This is a genomic window from Janthinobacterium sp. NFX145, from assembly GCF_049810325.1.
GTDB lineage: Bacteria > Pseudomonadota > Gammaproteobacteria > Burkholderiales > Burkholderiaceae_D > Janthinobacterium > Janthinobacterium rivuli.
The window spans coordinates 5,105,334-5,120,629 of the sequence record NZ_CP187360.1; the positions used below are offsets into that span (position 1 = coordinate 5,105,334).

Below are 15,296 nucleotides of genomic sequence, written 5' to 3' on the forward strand. Positions count from 1 at the left end.
TAATATGACGTTGCTGTGACTTATTGATGCGCCGTGGCAATCAAGCGTTCCGGCGCCAGGATGCTGTATTCCTGCAACTGGCCGGTGCCCAGCAGCTTGCTGTCGTGATACACGCGCACCCTGCCCGGCTCGGCTGGCACGGCGACGTCTTCCTTGCCCAGCGCGATGCGCTGGCCATGCAGGAAACGCTTGGCCAATTCTTCCGTCAGCTGGACGGCGGGGAAACTCGACAGCAAGGCATCGACGGGCGCCAGCAGGCTCAACGGCGCGGCATGCGCAGTCAACTCATCGAGCGTGACGACGCCGTCCAAGGTCAGGCTGCCCACCTGCGTGCGGCGCAAGGCGTTCAGATGGCCGCCGCAACCGAGGGCATGGCCGATGTCTTCGCCCAGCACGCGGATATACGTGCCCTTGCTGCACATCACGGACAATTTCAGGAACGGGGCGTCATAGCCGAGGAACTCGAGCTTGTGGATGGTCACCGGGCGCGCTTCGCGCTCCAGGGTGATGCCTGCCCTTGCATACTCATACAAGGGCTTGCCGTCCCGTTTCAAGGCCGAGTACATCGGTGGCGTCTGCAGGATAGGCCCACGGAACTGCGCCAGCACGGCTTCGATCTGCTCTTCGGTGACGTTGACGTCGCGCGTTTCCAGCACTTCGCCCTCGGTATCGCCCGTATCCGTCGTCTGCCCCAGGTGCACCAGGGTTTCGTAGGTTTTGTCGGCTTCCAGCAAGTCCTGCGAGAACTTCGTCGCTTCGCCAAAGCACAGCGGCAGCAAGCCCGTGGCGAACGGATCCAGCGTGCCCGTATGCCCCGCTTTTTTCGCGTTCAGGACGCGCTTGGCCTTGATCAGGGCGTCATTGCTGGACCAGCCCACAGGCTTATCCAACAGCAAGACGCCGTCGACCAGGTCGCGCACCCGCTTGATGCCGGGCGGTTTCTTCGGACCCGCCACTGTTATTGCTCGTCCGCTTCTGGTTTGACATCCGGCTCGGCGTCGGCCGCGCGCGTGGCGTTTGCCTTGTCGATCAGCAAGGACATTTCCATGCCGCGCGAAGTCGAGCTGTCGTGCACGAAATGCAGCATCGGGAGGGTGTGGATGTGCAGGCGCTTGCCCAGCAAGCCACGGATGAAGCCAGACGCGGCCATCAGGCCTTCGGTGGTGTTCTTGATGGCTTCCTTGCTGTCTTTCAACATCGTGAAAAACACCTTGGCGTGCGCGTAATCGGGCGTGATCTGTACTTCGGTGATGGTGATCATCGTGCCGACACGTGGATCCTTCAATTCGTAGGCGACGATTTCAGCCAGATCGCGCTGGATCTGGTCAGCCACGCGCAAGCCGCGCGCTGGCATGGTTTTGCTATGTTTAGCCATGATTTTATGCTGTCCTAAGTGCCGCAGGGCGCATGAGTCAAACGGTTGCCCGTTGACCAATGCGCCCCACGTGTTTGCGCGGACAACGATATGTCCGCGCCATTACTTCTGTGATTACAGGGTACGAGCGATTTCCTGAACTTCGAACACTTCCAGGGTGTCGCCAACCTGAATGTCGTTGTAGTTCTTCAGCGACAGGCCGCACTCCAGACCGGCGCGAACTTCTTTCGCATCGTCCTTGAAGCGTTTCAGGGAGTCGATCTCGCCGCTCCAGACCACGATGTTGTTGCGCAACAGGCGGACGGAAGAAGCACGCTTGACCACGCCATCGGTGACCAGGCAACCGGCAATCGCGCCCACTTTCGAGACCAGGATAACCTGGCGGATCTCGACCTGGCCGATGACGGTTTCGCGTTTCTCTGGTGCCAACATGCCCGACAACGCCGATTTGATCTCGTCGATCGCATCGTAAATGATGTTGTAGTAGCGAATGTCCACGCCATTCGACTCGGCCAGCTTGCGTGCCTGGGCATCAGCACGGGCGTTAAAGCCGATGATGACCGCTTTCGAGGCGACTGCCAGGTTGACGTCCGATTCCGTGATGCCGCCGACGGCTGCGTGCACAACTTGTACGCGCACTTCGGAGGTCGACAGTTTCTGCAACGAACCGACCAGCGCTTCTTGCGAACCTTGCACGTCGGTTTTGATGATCAATGGCAAGTTTTTCACTTCGCCTTCGGCCATCTGGTCGAACATGTTTTCCAGTTTCGCAGCTTGCTGTTTCGCCAGTTTCACGTCGCGGAACTTACCTTGACGGAACAAACCGATTTCACGCGCTTTGCGCTCGTCAGCCATGACGACGACTTCTTCACCGGCAACCGGTACTTCCGTCAAGCCCTGGATTTCGACCGGAATCGAAGGACCGGCTTCAGCGATCGACTTGCCGTTCTCGTCCAGCATGGCGCGAACACGGCCATACGAAGAGCCAGCCAGGATCACGTCGCCGCGGCGCAAGGTACCGGACTGCACCAGGATCGTCGCGACAGGACCACGGCCCTTGTCCAGACGCGCCTCGACTACCAGGCCGCGCGCAGGCGCATCGACCGGTGCCGTCAGTTCCAGCACTTCGGCTTGCAACAGCACTTGTTCCAGCAGGTCGTCGATACCTTGACCCGTTTTGGCCGAGACCGGAACGAATGGCGATTCGCCACCGTATTCTTCCGGCACGACTTGTTCGGCGACCAGTTCCTGCGTCACGCGGTCAACGTTGCCGCCTGGTTTGTCGACCTTGTTGATCGCCACCACCAGCGGTACGCCGGCTGCTTTCGCATGGGCAATCGCTTCTTTCGTTTGCGGCATCACGCCATCGTCGGCGGCAACCACCAGAATGACGATGTCGGTTGCCTTGGCGCCACGGGCACGCATCGCGGTAAACGCTTCGTGGCCCGGGGTGTCGAGGAAGGTGATCATGCCGCGTGGCGTATCGACGTGGTAAGCACCGATATGCTGCGTAATGCCGCCCGCTTCGCCGGATGCAACCTTGGCGCGACGAATATAGTCCAGCAGCGAGGTCTTGCCGTGGTCGACGTGACCCATGACGGTGACCACCGGTGCGCGTGGCTTGGTTTCGAAGTGCGCGTGTTCGCCCACATCGGCCAGCAACGCTTCCGGATCATCCAGTTCGGCGGCGAACGCCTTGTGGCCCATTTCTTCCACCAGAATCATGGCGGTTTCCTGGTCCAGCACCTGGTTGATCGTGCACATCTGGCCCAATTTCATCAAATGCTTGATGACTTCGGATGCCTTGACGGACATTTTGTGCGCCAGTTCGGCCACGGTGATCGTTTCCGGTACGTGCACGTCTTTGACGACGGCTTCCGTAGGAGCCTGGAAGTTCGATTCACGGTCGTCATGGTGCGTCGGGCGACGGCCCTTCGCGCCACCGCGCCAGCTGTCACGGCCGCCTGGGCCGCTGTTGCCGCGTGGCTTGGGACCACCGGTGGTGCCGCGTTTTTTCGCGTCATCGGACCAGGTGGACGACACATTCGCCGACTTGATGGATTTCTTGTCTGCAACAGCAGGCTTCTTGTCGCCCGGCTTGTCGCCAGGTTTCTTGTCAGCAGGCTTGTGCAGGGTGCCTTCCGGCGCCTTCGGCTTGACGGGAACCGGTACGGGTTCCGGTGCCTTGATGGCGCGGCGCGGCGCGTTCATCATGGCCTTGATCTGGGCGACTTCGTCGGCAACGGCCTTGCGTGCACGCTCGGTGGCTTCCGCTTTGTCAGCGGCTTCCTTGGCGGCAACAGCAGCGGCAGCCGCTTTCTTCTTCGCTTCTTCAGCGGCAGCAGCTTTTTTCGCTTCGGCGGCGGCGTCGTCAACGACAGGCGCAGCGGCGCTGGCGGCAGGCGCGGCAGCAGCCTTGGCGGCGGCTTTCTTCGCTTCCGCTTCAGCTTCTTTCTTCGCAGCCAGTTCAGCCTGTTGCGTGGCTTTCGCCTGGGCTTCTTTTTCCGCGTCGAGCTTGGCCAGACGTTCTTGCTTTTCGCGCAGATCGGCTTCCTGGCGGGCGATCAGTTCAGCCTGTTTACGGGCTTCTTCTTCACGGCGCGCCACGTCGGCGGGATCGATCACCGGTGCGGCAGGCGCGACCGGTTCAGCTGCGACCGGCGCAGCTTCGTCACGCTGGACGAAAGTGCGTTTCTTGCGCACTTCCACCTGGATGGTGCGCGATTTACCGGTTGCGTCAGCTTGCTTGATCTCAGTCGTTTCCTTGCGGGTCACGGTGATTTTTTTCTTTTCTGTGTCAGCCGCTGCGCCGTGTGTGCGGCGCAGATGATCCAAAAGCTTGTCCTTATCATCTTTCGACAATGGATCTGACGTCGAACTTTTCTCGACGCCGGCAGAACGCAGCTGCGTCAGCAGCAAATCTGCAGGCATCTTCAGTTCGGTGGCAAATTGGGCTACGTTGTTACTCGCCATTCAGTCCTCTTTTCTATGTGTCGCGGAGATGATAAAGATACTCAAATTAAGCCTTTGCGGATTCGGCCAGACTCCATGCCTTGGCTTGCAACGCCTTGGCACGATCGTCGTATTTCGAGTCAACCAACTTCATCTCATCGTCGGTCACATCTTTAAATTCACTTGTAATCAGTTCACGCGCACGGTCCGCAGACAAGGCCAGGATTGCGCCAAATTCGTCGTATGCCAGTGCTGCAAATGCTTCAACGGTCTTGATACCAGCCAGACCCAGCTTGCCGGCGGTAATGCGGTCCATGCCTTCCAGACCCACCAACGCCTCGTCCATGCCTTCCAGACCCTCTTCCGAAGCAATCGCTTCGGTCACGAGCGCATCACGCGCACGGGTACGGAGTTCATTGACGGTATCTTCGTCAAACGATTCGATTTCCAGCATTTCGGAAATTGGCACGTAAGCGATTTCTTCCAGACTGGCGAAACCTTCTTCCACCAGAATATCGGCCACTTCCTGGTCGACATCGAGCTTTTCCATGAACAGGATGCGCACGGCAGCCGTTTCCTGGGCAGCTTTGTCAGCCGATTCTTCGGCCGTCATGATGTTGATCTTCCAGCCGGTCAGGTCAGAGGCCAGGCGCACGTTCTGGCCGGAACGGCCGATCGCGATTGCCAGGTTTTCTTCGTCCACGACGACATCCATCGCGTGTTTTTCTTCGTCAACCATGATCGACGACACGTTCGCCGGCGCCAGGGCGCCGATGACGAACTGCGCCGGATCTTCCGACCACAGCACGATGTCGACGCGTTCGCCACCGAGTTCGCCGGTGACAGCCTGCACGCGCGAACCGCGCATGCCGACGCAAGTACCGATCGGGTCGATGCGCTTGTCGGCCGTGTAGACGGCGATCTTGGCGCGCACGCCGGCATCGCGGGCAGCGGATTTGATTTCCAGCATGCCTTGCTCGATTTCCGGCACTTCCAGCTCAAACAGCTTCATGATGAAGTCTGGCGCGGTGCGCGACAGAATCACTTGCGGGCCGCGCATATTGCGGTCGATGCGCAAGATGAAAGCACGCACGCGGTCGCCGATACGCAGATTCTCTTTCGGGATCATCTGGTCGCGTGGCAAACGGGCTTCGATCTTGCCCGATTCGACGATGGCGTCGCCGCGTTCCATGCGCTTGATGGTGCCGGTAACGAGCGAATCGCCGCGTTCCAGGAAGTCGACCAGGATCTGTTCGCGTTCGGCGTCACGTACGCGCTGCAGGACAACCTGTTTGGTATCCTGGGCGAAACGGCGGCCGAATTCGACGGATTCGATCGGTTCTTCGATGTGGTCATCGACTTCGATATCGGAAATCTGTTCTTTTGCCTCGAAATGCAGGATCTCCTGATCCGGCAATTGCAGGCCCGCTTCATCGGGCACGACGTGCCAGCGGCGGAACGATTCGAATTCGCCCGTTTCGCGGTCGATCGAAACGCGGATGTCTACCTCACCCTCATACCGTTTCTTCGTGGCTTGCGCCAACGCGAATTCGAGGGCGCCGAAGACGACATCTTTATCGACGTTTTTTTCGCGCGCCAGCGCGTCAACCAATAATAAAACTTCGCGGCTCATGCTTTGCGTCCCTTAAAAACCACCTGCGGCACCAAGCGTGCCTTATCCACATCCGCGAGCGTAAACTCCAACATCGCCGGACCATCCTTACCTTCAAATTCCAACGACAATTTATCGCCCACGGGTTCTTGCAAGATCCCCTGGAACGATTTCCGGTTGTTCGTACCCGGCATCGCCACCATCAGCTTGACGATGATTTCCTGGCCTGCGAAACGGACAAAGTCTTCCAGCTTGCGCACCGGACGATCGAGACCCGGGGAAGAAATCTCGAGACGCTCGTAAGGAACGTTCTCTACCGTCAACACATGCGATAACTGGTGACTCACCGTGGCACAGTCTTCGACCGTGATCGGACCTTTTTCAGCGGCATCGGCGGCGCTGAAATCAATAAAGACGCGCAGCAGTCCGCGCTCGGCACGTTCGACATCAACGAGCTCATAGCCCAGACCAGTAACTGTCTTTTCAATTAATCCCAACTGCTGCAAGAAATTCTCCAGAAATAAGGCCCGTTTTCGGCATGACAGCACCACTTGGGCGCCGACAACATGCAAAAACACGCATTCAAGTCATATATGGCCCCTTGCGGAGCCATTACAAACGGTTCAACAAAAAAAAAATGGGCATCTGCCCATCTTCTTGTATTTCCCCAACCAGATGAAAGCACTCCCCACCAAACAACCCTGCGGAGAACTTTTATTAGGCTGCAGATTATAACCTCTTATTAACTTCGCCGCAATGCCGCACACGAGGAGCGGCCCGGCTTACAACAGTTACAAGAGCGCGCACCTGCCGCAGATCGGCGGGTGCGCAAGAAGAAACTCTTCCCGATTAACCTTTGCTGCGGCGGCGCGGCATGCCATCCATGCCGCCGCGATCCATGCCGCCACGCGGCTGGCCACCGGAACGCGCTTGCCCACCGGCACCACCGCCCGTATTGCGGCGCGGACCCGTGTTGGCGAAGCCGAAGGCCGTTTGCAGCGGATCGGGCTGGCGCGGACCGCGCTGCGGTGCGCGGCCTTCGCCGCCACCTGCCGGACGCCCCTGGCCCTGGCCTGCCGCACGCGGCGGACGGCCCTGGCCCTGGCCTTGGCCTTGCGCACCTTCGAACGATGCCGACGAACGGGGCTGACCACCCTGGAACGGACCTTGCGGCTGGCCACGGCCAGGACCACGCGCTTCGCCTGGACGGCCGGCGCCGCCTGGGCGGCCCTGGCCTTGCGGACGGGCAAACTGGCCTTGCGGCTGGCCACGGCGCGGCGCGACCGGGAATGGATCGGCGTTGCGGTTGCTCACATCGATGCGGTTGCCATTCGGCTCGTCATCGCGGTCCTTGCGTTCGACCTTGCGTGCTTCGCGGCCCTTGGCGGCGCCAGCGGCACGGGGGTCGCCCGATGCCGGCATTTTCTTTTCGATGCCGTAGGCGGTCAGCAGATCGCGCACAGTGTTTTCATCCATCTCTTCCCAGCGGCCGCGCTTCAGGCCGCTTGGCAGTGTCATGGCGCCGTAACGGGTACGAATCAGGCGCGAGACGGTCAGGCCGATCGCTTCGAACATGCGGCGCACTTCGCGGTTACGGCCTTCGCCGATCACCACGCGGTACCACTTGTTGATGCCTTCGCCGCCGCCATCGGCGATCTTCGAGAACTGCGCCAGGCCGTCTTCCAGCTCGACGCCGGCCAGCAGCTTCTGGCGCATGCCCTCTTCCAGCTCGCCCAGGGTACGCACGGCGTACTCGCGGTCGATGCCGTAGCGCGGGTGCATCAGACGGTTGGCCAGGTCACCGGAGGTGGTAAACAGCAGCAAGCCTTCCGTGTTGAAGTCGAGGCGGCCAACGGCCAGCCACTTGCCTGCCTTCATGGTTGGCAGGCGGTCGAACACGGATGGACGGCCGTCCGGGTCGTTGTGGCTGACGATTTCGCCGGCCGGCTTGTGGTAGACCAATACGCGCGGCGGCTTCTTGCTGACGCGGCGCTGGATCAACTTGCCGTTGATGCGCACGTGATCGCTCGGCAAGATGCGCTGGCCGATGTGGGCCGGCTCGCCATTGACGGACACGCGGCCCGAAATGATCAGGTCTTCCATGTCGCGGCGCGAACCGAGACCGGCTTCGGCCAGCACCTTGTGCAGCTTCGGCGCGTCGTCGTCGGACGTCAGGTCGCGGCGCACGGCCACTTTCTGCACGCGGCCCGTGCCGCCTTCTTCGCTGTCGAACGCGTCGGAGGTGACGAACGAGAAGACAGCATCAGCGTCGCTGAGTTTGCCTGGCGCAGCCTGGCGGCCTTTGCCCTTTTTTCGGCTCTTGCCGGCATTCTTGCCAGCGCCCGGCACGTCGTTGCGCGGACCACGCGGCAGGCGCGGGCCGGACACGAGGTTGCCTTCGGCATCGAACACGTCGGCGACAGGCGCGGCGGCTTGCTCTGCGGCAGGCGCGCCTGCAACGGCTTCGGCGGCCTGCGGTGCTTCGGCGCGCGGCGGCTGGCGCAGCGCGCGTTCCGCCTGCACGCCACGCATCTGGCGCGGACCGCGGGTCGGACGTGCTTCGGCCGGCTTGTCGGCGACGGCTTCGGGCGCCGTTTCAGCGACGGCGGCAGCGGCCTTGGCGGCGGCGCGGGCGCGCGGCGGACGCGGCGCAGGTGCGGCGACTGCCTCGGCAGCCGCTTCGGCGGCGTCGGCCACGGCTTTCAGGGCTGGCTTGGCGCGGGTTTTCTTGACGGCTGGGGCAGCTTCAACTTCAGCAGCGGCGACGGGCGCATCAGCGGCCACGTCGGCTTTCGTGCGGCGCTTCGGCTTGGCTGGGACAGCGTCGCCAGCAGCGGTAGTTGCAGCAGCGGCATCGGCTTCGATCTGAGCCTTGGTGCGGCGCTTGGGCTTGGCAACGATGGCTTCGTCGCTGGCGGTTACTGTCTCGGGTGTGTTCGGATTATTCATTCTTCGTTTCTTGGCTGTGCTGACCTGGCGCAGCGTCAACCGTTAGTTCTGGCGCAGGGTCGTGAGTGTAGGCTTCGTCCGTGGGCGAAGCATCGGGGCCGGCATCAAGGCTTGCTGTCACATCTATATCTGTCACAGCCGTATTGCTACCTGCACCAAGCTGGGGGACAAGCTCATTGCTTGCCTTGTCAAAATTTTCTTGCAGGGCCGCTTCCAGGGCTTCGAGCCCATTGCCCTGCATCTCGCTGATTTGCTGCAAAGGCGGCAGCTGGGACAGCGATTGCAAACCCAGATCATCCAAAAACTGCTTGGTGGTGGCCAGCAAGGCCGGCCGTCCCACCACGTCGCGGTAACCGATGGCATCGACCCAGCCACGGTCTTCCAGCATCTTGATCGTCTGCGAATTGACGGCAACGCCGCGAATTTCCTCGATATCGCCGCGCGTCACCGGCTGGCGGTAGGCGATGATGGCGAGGGTTTCCAGGGTCGCCCGCGAATACTTGGGCGGCCGCTCGGGCGTCATGCGATCGAGATACATCTTCATTTCCGGGCGGCTTTGAAAGCGCCAGCCCGACGCCAGACTGACGATCTCGATGCCGCGCCCTTCCCACTCATCGCGCAACTCTTCCAGCAATTGCTTGATCGTGTCGGCGCCAACGCCGACGCCGCGCACGCGACCATTCTCGTCCGCATCGACGAACAGCTTCTTCAAGCTGTGGATCGTCAGCGACTCACGAGCGCACAGCAACGCGGTTTCGAGGACTTTTTTAGCCTCAATTGTATTCATAGCAATTCTGTGCGGATGTGTGTTGCAATTCGTATGCAGAGAAAGAAATCAAAAACGTTCATTTCAACGTAACAGAGGGCAGACATCGATGATGACGCCGTGCTGGGTTACTAGTTGAGGCTGTTTTTCCGACGCCTTGGCCGATGCGCGCAAAGCGGGACTAAAGCGGATGCAGTGAAAGTCCTGCCATCCATGGTGCTGGCCTTAATTAACCTTCACTAAGTAACCAGCAATGAAACGATCTCCGGAGCAGCTGCTTTTCCCGTGGCGACGAAGCAGCCAGACAGGAGAGCGACAGTCGTCGTTTCATCCAACGATGCCAATTGTACCTGATAAAAAGCGGAAAAGCGCAAAACCGGGCAAAACACGCGTTTTACCCGGTTCTGGCGCGACATATCGCCCGCTGCCCGCATCACAGGGAGGCGAGTTTCTCCGACAGAATGGCCGATGCACCCAGGAAAGCTGGGTACTGCGCCGTGATGACGAAGGTCGGCACTTGCGAGACATAATTGGCGAAGCGGCCCTTGCGCTCGAAGCGGGCGCGGAAGCCGGAGCGGTCGAAACGCGCGCCCAGGCGTGGCACGATGCCGCCGCCGATATAAATGCCGCCCAGCGCGCCCAGGGTGACGGCAACGTTGCCCGCCACGGTGCCGAGCATGCAGCAGAACGCTTCGATGACATCGTCGCACAGCTGGGATTCGCCAGCCAGCGCGCGGCGCGTGATTTCCGCCGCCGGCAAGTCTTCCGCCGGCACGCCCGCGCGGTCGGCCAGGGCGCGGTAGATCAGTTCCAGGCCATCGCCGGAAATCAGGCGCTCGGCCGAGACGTGCTCGTATTCACGCCAGGCAAATTGCAGAATGCTCACTTCCGTTTCATTGAACGGCGCAAAGCTGACGTGGCCGCCTTCGCTTTGCAGGGCGATCCAGCCGCCATGCGAAGGAATCAGGCCCGATACGCCCAGACCCGTGCCGGCGCCGATCAGGCCGATGGCCGTGTTCGGACGGGCCGTGCCCGCGCCCACCTGGTGCTTTTGCTCGTTCGACAACTGCGGCAAGGCGCGCGCCAGGGCCGTGAAATCGTTGACCACGTCCAGGGTCGTGAAACCGCACTCTTCGCGCATGGCGCGGATCGAGAACGACCAGTGGTGGTTCGTCATGCTGAGGAAATCGCCGTCGACCGGGTTGGCGATGGCGATCACGGCATGGCGCACGGCTTGCCCGCCAGCGGCCGCGATGTGCGGCAGGGCCAAATAGGCTTGCAGGGCGGCGGACAGGCTCGGGTAATCGGCACAGGGCAGCACTTCCACCAGGGTGATGTGGCCAGCGGCCACTTCCAAGGCGAAACGGGCATTGGTGCCGCCCACGTCGGCCAGCAGGCGCGGTCCATCGGCAAAGGCGGAAGTCGGCAGTACGGGAGAAGACGAAGCGCTCATGATTTTAAATGATGAAGTGGGACGCATGGGACGCCAAGCTTAAAGGATGAATGCGCCCGGAGGCAAGCAAAGTTTGTAGTTTAAGTACATCAAAACGAGCCTTTATTGGTAGTTCCACTCCAAATGCAACAGGCAGCGCAAGAATTGCTTGAAAACAATGATTTATAGTAAGTGCTTGCACTCGACAGACGCACGAAAAGCATGTTGCATAGCAGCAGGAATCGCCTTGAAAACACAGTATGCCGGAGTTTGCGCAAAGCCGCTTTGTATGGAACGGCGCAGGTGCGGCGCTGCCGTCCTGGCGGCGCTGCAACGGTGTTTTCGTATTATTACTACCGACTTGCGTGCTACCAAGCAACAGCTATCGGCCAGCAATCAGGCGGATCAGGAAGGCAAACCTTCGCCCAGCAGGCTGGCAGGCGCCGGCTCGTCCGAGCGGTAGGCGGCATTCCAGGCGTCGAGGCCGCCATGCAGGGGCTTGGCGCGGTGGAAGCCGTGCTGGTGCAGCAGCTTGGCCACTTGCGCGGCCGTCACGTCGTTGGGACAGCTGCAATACACGATGATGTGGCGGTCCTTGTCCATGGCGATCATGGCCGGCACGGGTTCCTTGCCGTTGAAGAACAAGGCGCCCGGCACGGCCGGCTCCAGCGCCTGCGCCGTGGCGCTGCGCGCGTCGACCATCAGCGGCTCCTCACCCTGCTCTATCAGTTCGAGCAATTCATCGATGCCAATGCGCTCGATCTGCAAGGCCTGGCGAAAACGCCGGCGTTCGAGGAATTTGTACAGCAGGAACAAGCCCAGCAAGGTGGCCAGCATCAGCAAGGCCGTGCTGCCCATGGTGCTGAGCAAGTCGAGCACTTGCTGCACGCTGGCATGGAAAATCACGCCGACGACGATGCCCGTGCCGCTCCACAGCAAGGCGCCCAGGCCCGCGTACAGGAAGAACAGGCCCGGCGGCGTACCCAGCGCGCCCGACATGGGCGCCGCCACGGTATTGAAACCCGGCACAAATTTGGAAACGATCAGGGCTTTCGGGCCCCAGCGCTTGAATTTGTCTTCCGTCTGGCTGACGCAGTAATCGGGCGACAGCGAGATGCGGCACAGCAGCCGCAGGATGCGCTTGCCGAAATGGCGGCCCGCGCGGAACCACGTGAAGTCGCTGATCAGGCAGGCGCTTAGCGCGGCAGCCAGCACCAGTCCCCCATTCATGTCGCCATCGACGGCCAGCGCCCCCGCCACCACGAGGATGGGAAAGGCGGGAATCGGCAGGCCAAGCTGCTCCACCAGCACGATGCCAAAGACAATCAGGACACCGTAATGTTCGAGCAGATAAATGAGGTTGGGCATGGCCGCTATCTTACCGTAAAAAATCCCTTACAACTGCACGCCCTTGGGTATGGCGCTGAGCAGGGTGCGCGTGTACGGATGCACGGGATTGCGGTACAGCTCGTCCGAATCGGCCAGCTCCACCACTTGCCCCTTGTGCATCACCATCACCTGGTCGGCAATGTATTTCACCACCGACAAATCGTGCGAAATGAAGATGTAGGACAGGCCGAATTCATCCTGCAAGTCCTGCAGCAAATTGAGTACCTGCGCCTGCACCGACACGTCCAGCGCCGACACGGATTCATCGCACACGAGGATTTCCGGCTGCATGGTCAGGCAGCGGGCAATCGCGATGCGCTGGCGTTGTCCGCCAGAAAACTCGTGCGGATAGCGGTGGAAGGCCTGTTCCGGCAAGCCGACTTTGTCGAGCAGCCAGTAAGCCTTGGCGATGCGTTCCTGGTCGGTCGCGCCGATCTTGTGGATGCGCATCGGTTCCAGCAAAATCTGCCCCACCGTGTAGCGCGGGTTCAAGGACGCATACGGATTCTGGAAGATGATCTGGATGCGGCGTTTATACGGCAAATATTCCTTGTTCGGCATGGCGATCAGATCCTTGCCGTGGAACATGGCCGTGCCGCCCGTTGCCTGATGCAGGCGCAGCAAGGTCAAGCCCACCGTCGTCTTGCCGGAACCGGACTCGCCCACCACGCCCAACGTCTTGCCGCGCGGCAAAGTGAACGACACGTCCTTGACGGCCTGGAATTCGCGCTTGCCGAACAGGCCTACGCGCGTATAAAAACTTTTACTGAGGTTATTCACCACCAGCACGGGCTCGTCGCCCGGCGTGTAGCCGCGCGTGCGCTGCTGCATTTCAATACCGGGGCCGGCCTTGCCGTCCATGTAATCGGCAATCACGGGCAGGCGCCACGGGCGCTCGTCCAGCGAGGGCCGGCAATGCAGCAGGGCTTTGGTATAACTGTCTTGCGGCGCTTCGAACACTTGCCGCACCTCGCCCGTTTCGCGCACTTCGCCGTGGCGCATGACGATCACCTGGTCGGCGATTTCCCCCACCAGGCCCAGGTCGTGGGTAATGAACAGCACGGACATCTGATGCTTCTTTTGCAGCGCCGCGATCAGGTCCATGATCTGCTTCTGGATCGTCACGTCGAGCGCCGTCGTCGGTTCATCGGCGATCAGCAGTTTCGGTTCGCAGGCGATCGCCATGGCAATCATCACGCGCTGCTGCTGGCCGCCCGACATCTGGCTCGGGTAGGCGTCGATCTTGGTGGCCGGGTCGGGGATGCCCACTTCTTCCAGCAGCGCCAGCGTGCGGGCGCGTGCCTGCTTGCGGTTCATGCCCATGTGCTGGCGCAACACTTCGGCGATCTGGAAGCCGACCGTAAACACGGGGTTCAGCGACGACATCGGCTCCTGGAAAATCATCGAGATATCCTTGCCGCACATGGTGCGCCGCTCGGCGATCGACAATTTGAGCAGGTCGCGCCCGCCGAAGTGGATGCTCGAGGCGGGGGCTATGATGGTGTTATCCGGCGGCAGCAAGCCCATCACGGCCAGCGAGCTGACGGACTTGCCGCTGCCCGATTCGCCCACCAGCGCGACGGTGCTGTTGCGCGGCACGTTGAACGAGATGCCTTTGACGGCTTCGAACGTGGTCTTCTTGTCCAGGCGGAAGGTGACGCGCAGGTCGCGCACTTCCAACAGGTTATTCTGGTCCATGAGCAACTCCTATTTCACTTTGGGGTCGAGCGCATCGCGCAAGGCATCGGTAAACAGCGAGAACGCCGTCACCAGCACGGCCATCGCCGTGGCGGCGGCGGTCAGCTGCCACCATTTGCCCAGGATCAGTTCATTTTGTGCCTCGTTGAGCATGCTGCCCCACGACACGGTACCCACCGGCACGCCAAAACCGAGGAAGCTCAAAATCACTTCCGCCTTGATGAAGCCCACCACCAGAATCGACATTTGCACCAAGGCAACGTGGCTCACATTCGGGAAGATGTGGGAAAACATCTTGCGCCAGTGCGAGGCGCCGATGGCGTCGGCCGCCATCACGTATTCGCGCGCCTTGTGCTTGATGTATTCGGCGCGTATCAAACGGTACGGACCCGTCCAGCCCGTCAAGCCCAGGATCAGCACGATGGTCAGCACGCCCTTCTGCTGCAGCACGGCCGCCACGGTGAGAATCATCAGGATCGACGGGATCGACGTAAAGATGCTGTAGAACCAGTTGAAGAAGTCATCGACGCCGCCGCCGAAATAGCCGGACACGGCGCCAAAGATGGTGCCCAGCACCACGGCCAGCAAGGCCGCCACCAGGCCCACGACGATCGACGTTTCGCCGCCCTTGATGGTTTTCTGCAGGATGTCGTGGCCCCACTTGTCGGCGCCGAACGGCAGGGTTGCCGCCTTGTGCGTGACGAGTTTCTTGGCCTTGCCCATGCCGGCGCGCAAGGCCGTCAAGTCGTCGGCCAGCGGGTCCGTGACGCCGTACATCTCGACGCCGGCCGATGGATTACTGCCCATCTGGGCCCGCAGTTCGGCGATATCGTCGGCCAGCGGATCGAGCACGTTGACGGGCGTCGGCGCGCTGCGCTCGTCCGTCACGGGCATCGCGCCATCGGCGGCGACGTCCTTGTCGGCGCCCACGAAGGTCGGCGGCGCATAGCTGACGGCCACTTCGTCTTCCCAGTTCGAGGCCACCAGGCCGCTGGCGGACGCCAGCACCAGCAGGAAAAAGGCGCCGACCACGACCAGCGATACCATTGCAATCTTGTCGCCGCGCAAACGGCGCCACGCCAGGGCCCACAGGCCGGGCGATGTATGAGGTTTCGACATCGTC

General features: G+C 61.2%; 11 protein-coding genes. All 11 read right to left on the minus strand.

The genetic code is table 11. The features are described from left to right. Positions 1 to 20 precede the first annotated feature (20 nt). The 11 genes from truB to ACPJXG_RS22935 all read right to left on the minus strand — a co-directional run bounded on the left by truB (position 21) and on the right by ACPJXG_RS22935 (position 15,292). A complete protein-coding gene (gene truB, locus ACPJXG_RS22885; protein ID WP_425252439.1) occupies positions 21 to 956 on the minus strand; it encodes a tRNA pseudouridine(55) synthase TruB in 936 nt (311 codons plus the stop codon). A gap of 2 nt (positions 957 to 958) precedes the next feature. Next, positions 959 to 1,375, minus strand: a complete 417-nt coding sequence (gene rbfA, locus ACPJXG_RS22890) for a 30S ribosome-binding factor RbfA (protein WP_035825200.1) — start codon at positions 1,373 to 1,375, stop codon at positions 959 to 961. Positions 1,376 to 1,489: 114 nt separating this feature from the next. Further along, positions 1,490 to 4,348 carry a translation initiation factor IF-2 gene (gene infB, locus ACPJXG_RS22895; RefSeq protein ID WP_035825196.1) on the minus strand — a complete coding sequence of 953 codons (2,859 nt, stop codon included), beginning with the start codon at positions 4,346 to 4,348 and terminating at the stop codon, positions 1,490 to 1,492. 46 nt (positions 4,349 to 4,394) lie between these two features. After that, entirely contained in the window at positions 4,395 to 5,960 is a 1,566-nt protein-coding gene (gene nusA, locus ACPJXG_RS22900) for a transcription termination factor NusA (RefSeq protein WP_035825194.1), read from the minus strand. Further along, positions 5,957 to 6,445: a ribosome maturation factor RimP gene (gene rimP, locus ACPJXG_RS22905; RefSeq protein ID WP_035828693.1), complete on the minus strand. Its 489-nt coding sequence runs from the start codon at positions 6,443 to 6,445 to the stop codon at positions 5,957 to 5,959. Before rimP ends, nusA begins: the two co-directional genes overlap by 4 nt. 343 nt (positions 6,446 to 6,788) lie before the next feature. Then, a complete protein-coding gene (gene rluB / locus ACPJXG_RS22910; RefSeq protein WP_425252440.1) occupies positions 6,789 to 8,888 on the minus strand; it encodes a 23S rRNA pseudouridine(2605) synthase RluB in 2,100 nt (699 codons plus the stop codon). Then, positions 8,881 to 9,675 carry an SMC-Scp complex subunit ScpB gene (gene scpB / locus ACPJXG_RS22915; RefSeq protein ID WP_035825189.1) on the minus strand — a complete coding sequence of 265 codons (795 nt, stop codon included), beginning with the start codon at positions 9,673 to 9,675 and terminating at the stop codon, positions 8,881 to 8,883. Before scpB ends, rluB begins: the two co-directional genes overlap by 8 nt. A 412-nt stretch (positions 9,676 to 10,087) precedes the next feature. Then, the gene (locus ACPJXG_RS22920; RefSeq protein ID WP_077400303.1) at positions 10,088 to 11,107 is read right to left on the minus strand and encodes a glucokinase; all 1,020 of its coding nucleotides are present in this window, start codon (positions 11,105 to 11,107) and stop codon (positions 10,088 to 10,090) included. A 384-nt stretch (positions 11,108 to 11,491) separates the two neighbouring features. After that, a complete protein-coding gene (locus tag ACPJXG_RS22925) occupies positions 11,492 to 12,454 on the minus strand; it encodes a VTT domain-containing protein (RefSeq protein WP_035825185.1) in 963 nt (320 codons plus the stop codon). A gap of 27 nt (positions 12,455 to 12,481) precedes the next feature. After that, positions 12,482 to 14,173, minus strand: a complete 1,692-nt coding sequence (locus ACPJXG_RS22930) for an ABC transporter ATP-binding protein (RefSeq protein WP_425252441.1) — start codon at positions 14,171 to 14,173, stop codon at positions 12,482 to 12,484. Positions 14,174 to 14,182: 9 nt separating this feature from the next. Then, the gene (locus ACPJXG_RS22935; RefSeq protein ID WP_425252442.1) at positions 14,183 to 15,292 is read right to left on the minus strand and encodes an ABC transporter permease; all 1,110 of its coding nucleotides are present in this window, start codon (positions 15,290 to 15,292) and stop codon (positions 14,183 to 14,185) included. Positions 15,293 to 15,296: the final 4 nt, after the last annotated feature.

Excerpts from the sequence above, each read along its gene's own strand:
- rbfA (WP_035825200.1), bottom strand. The coding sequence starts at position 1,375 with ATGGCTAAACATAGCAAAACCATGCCAGCGCGCGGCTTGCGCGTGGCT.
- infB (WP_035825196.1), bottom strand. The coding sequence starts at position 4,348 with ATGGCGAGTAACAACGTAGCCCAATTTGCCACCGAACTGAAGATGCCT.
- nusA (WP_035825194.1), bottom strand. The coding sequence starts at position 5,960 with ATGAGCCGCGAAGTTTTATTATTGGTTGACGCGCTGGCGCGCGAAAAA.
- rluB (WP_425252440.1), bottom strand. The coding sequence starts at position 8,888 with ATGAATAATCCGAACACACCCGAGACAGTAACCGCCAGCGACGAAGCC.
- scpB (WP_035825189.1), bottom strand. The coding sequence starts at position 9,675 with ATGAATACAATTGAGGCTAAAAAAGTCCTCGAAACCGCGTTGCTGTGC.
- ACPJXG_RS22920 (WP_077400303.1), bottom strand. The coding sequence starts at position 11,107 with ATGAGCGCTTCGTCTTCTCCCGTACTGCCGACTTCCGCCTTTGCCGAT.
- ACPJXG_RS22925 (WP_035825185.1), bottom strand. The coding sequence starts at position 12,454 with ATGCCCAACCTCATTTATCTGCTCGAACATTACGGTGTCCTGATTGTC.
- ACPJXG_RS22930 (WP_425252441.1), bottom strand. The coding sequence starts at position 14,173 with ATGGACCAGAATAACCTGTTGGAAGTGCGCGACCTGCGCGTCACCTTC.
- ACPJXG_RS22935 (WP_425252442.1), bottom strand. The coding sequence starts at position 15,292 with ATGTCGAAACCTCATACATCGCCCGGCCTGTGGGCCCTGGCGTGGCGC.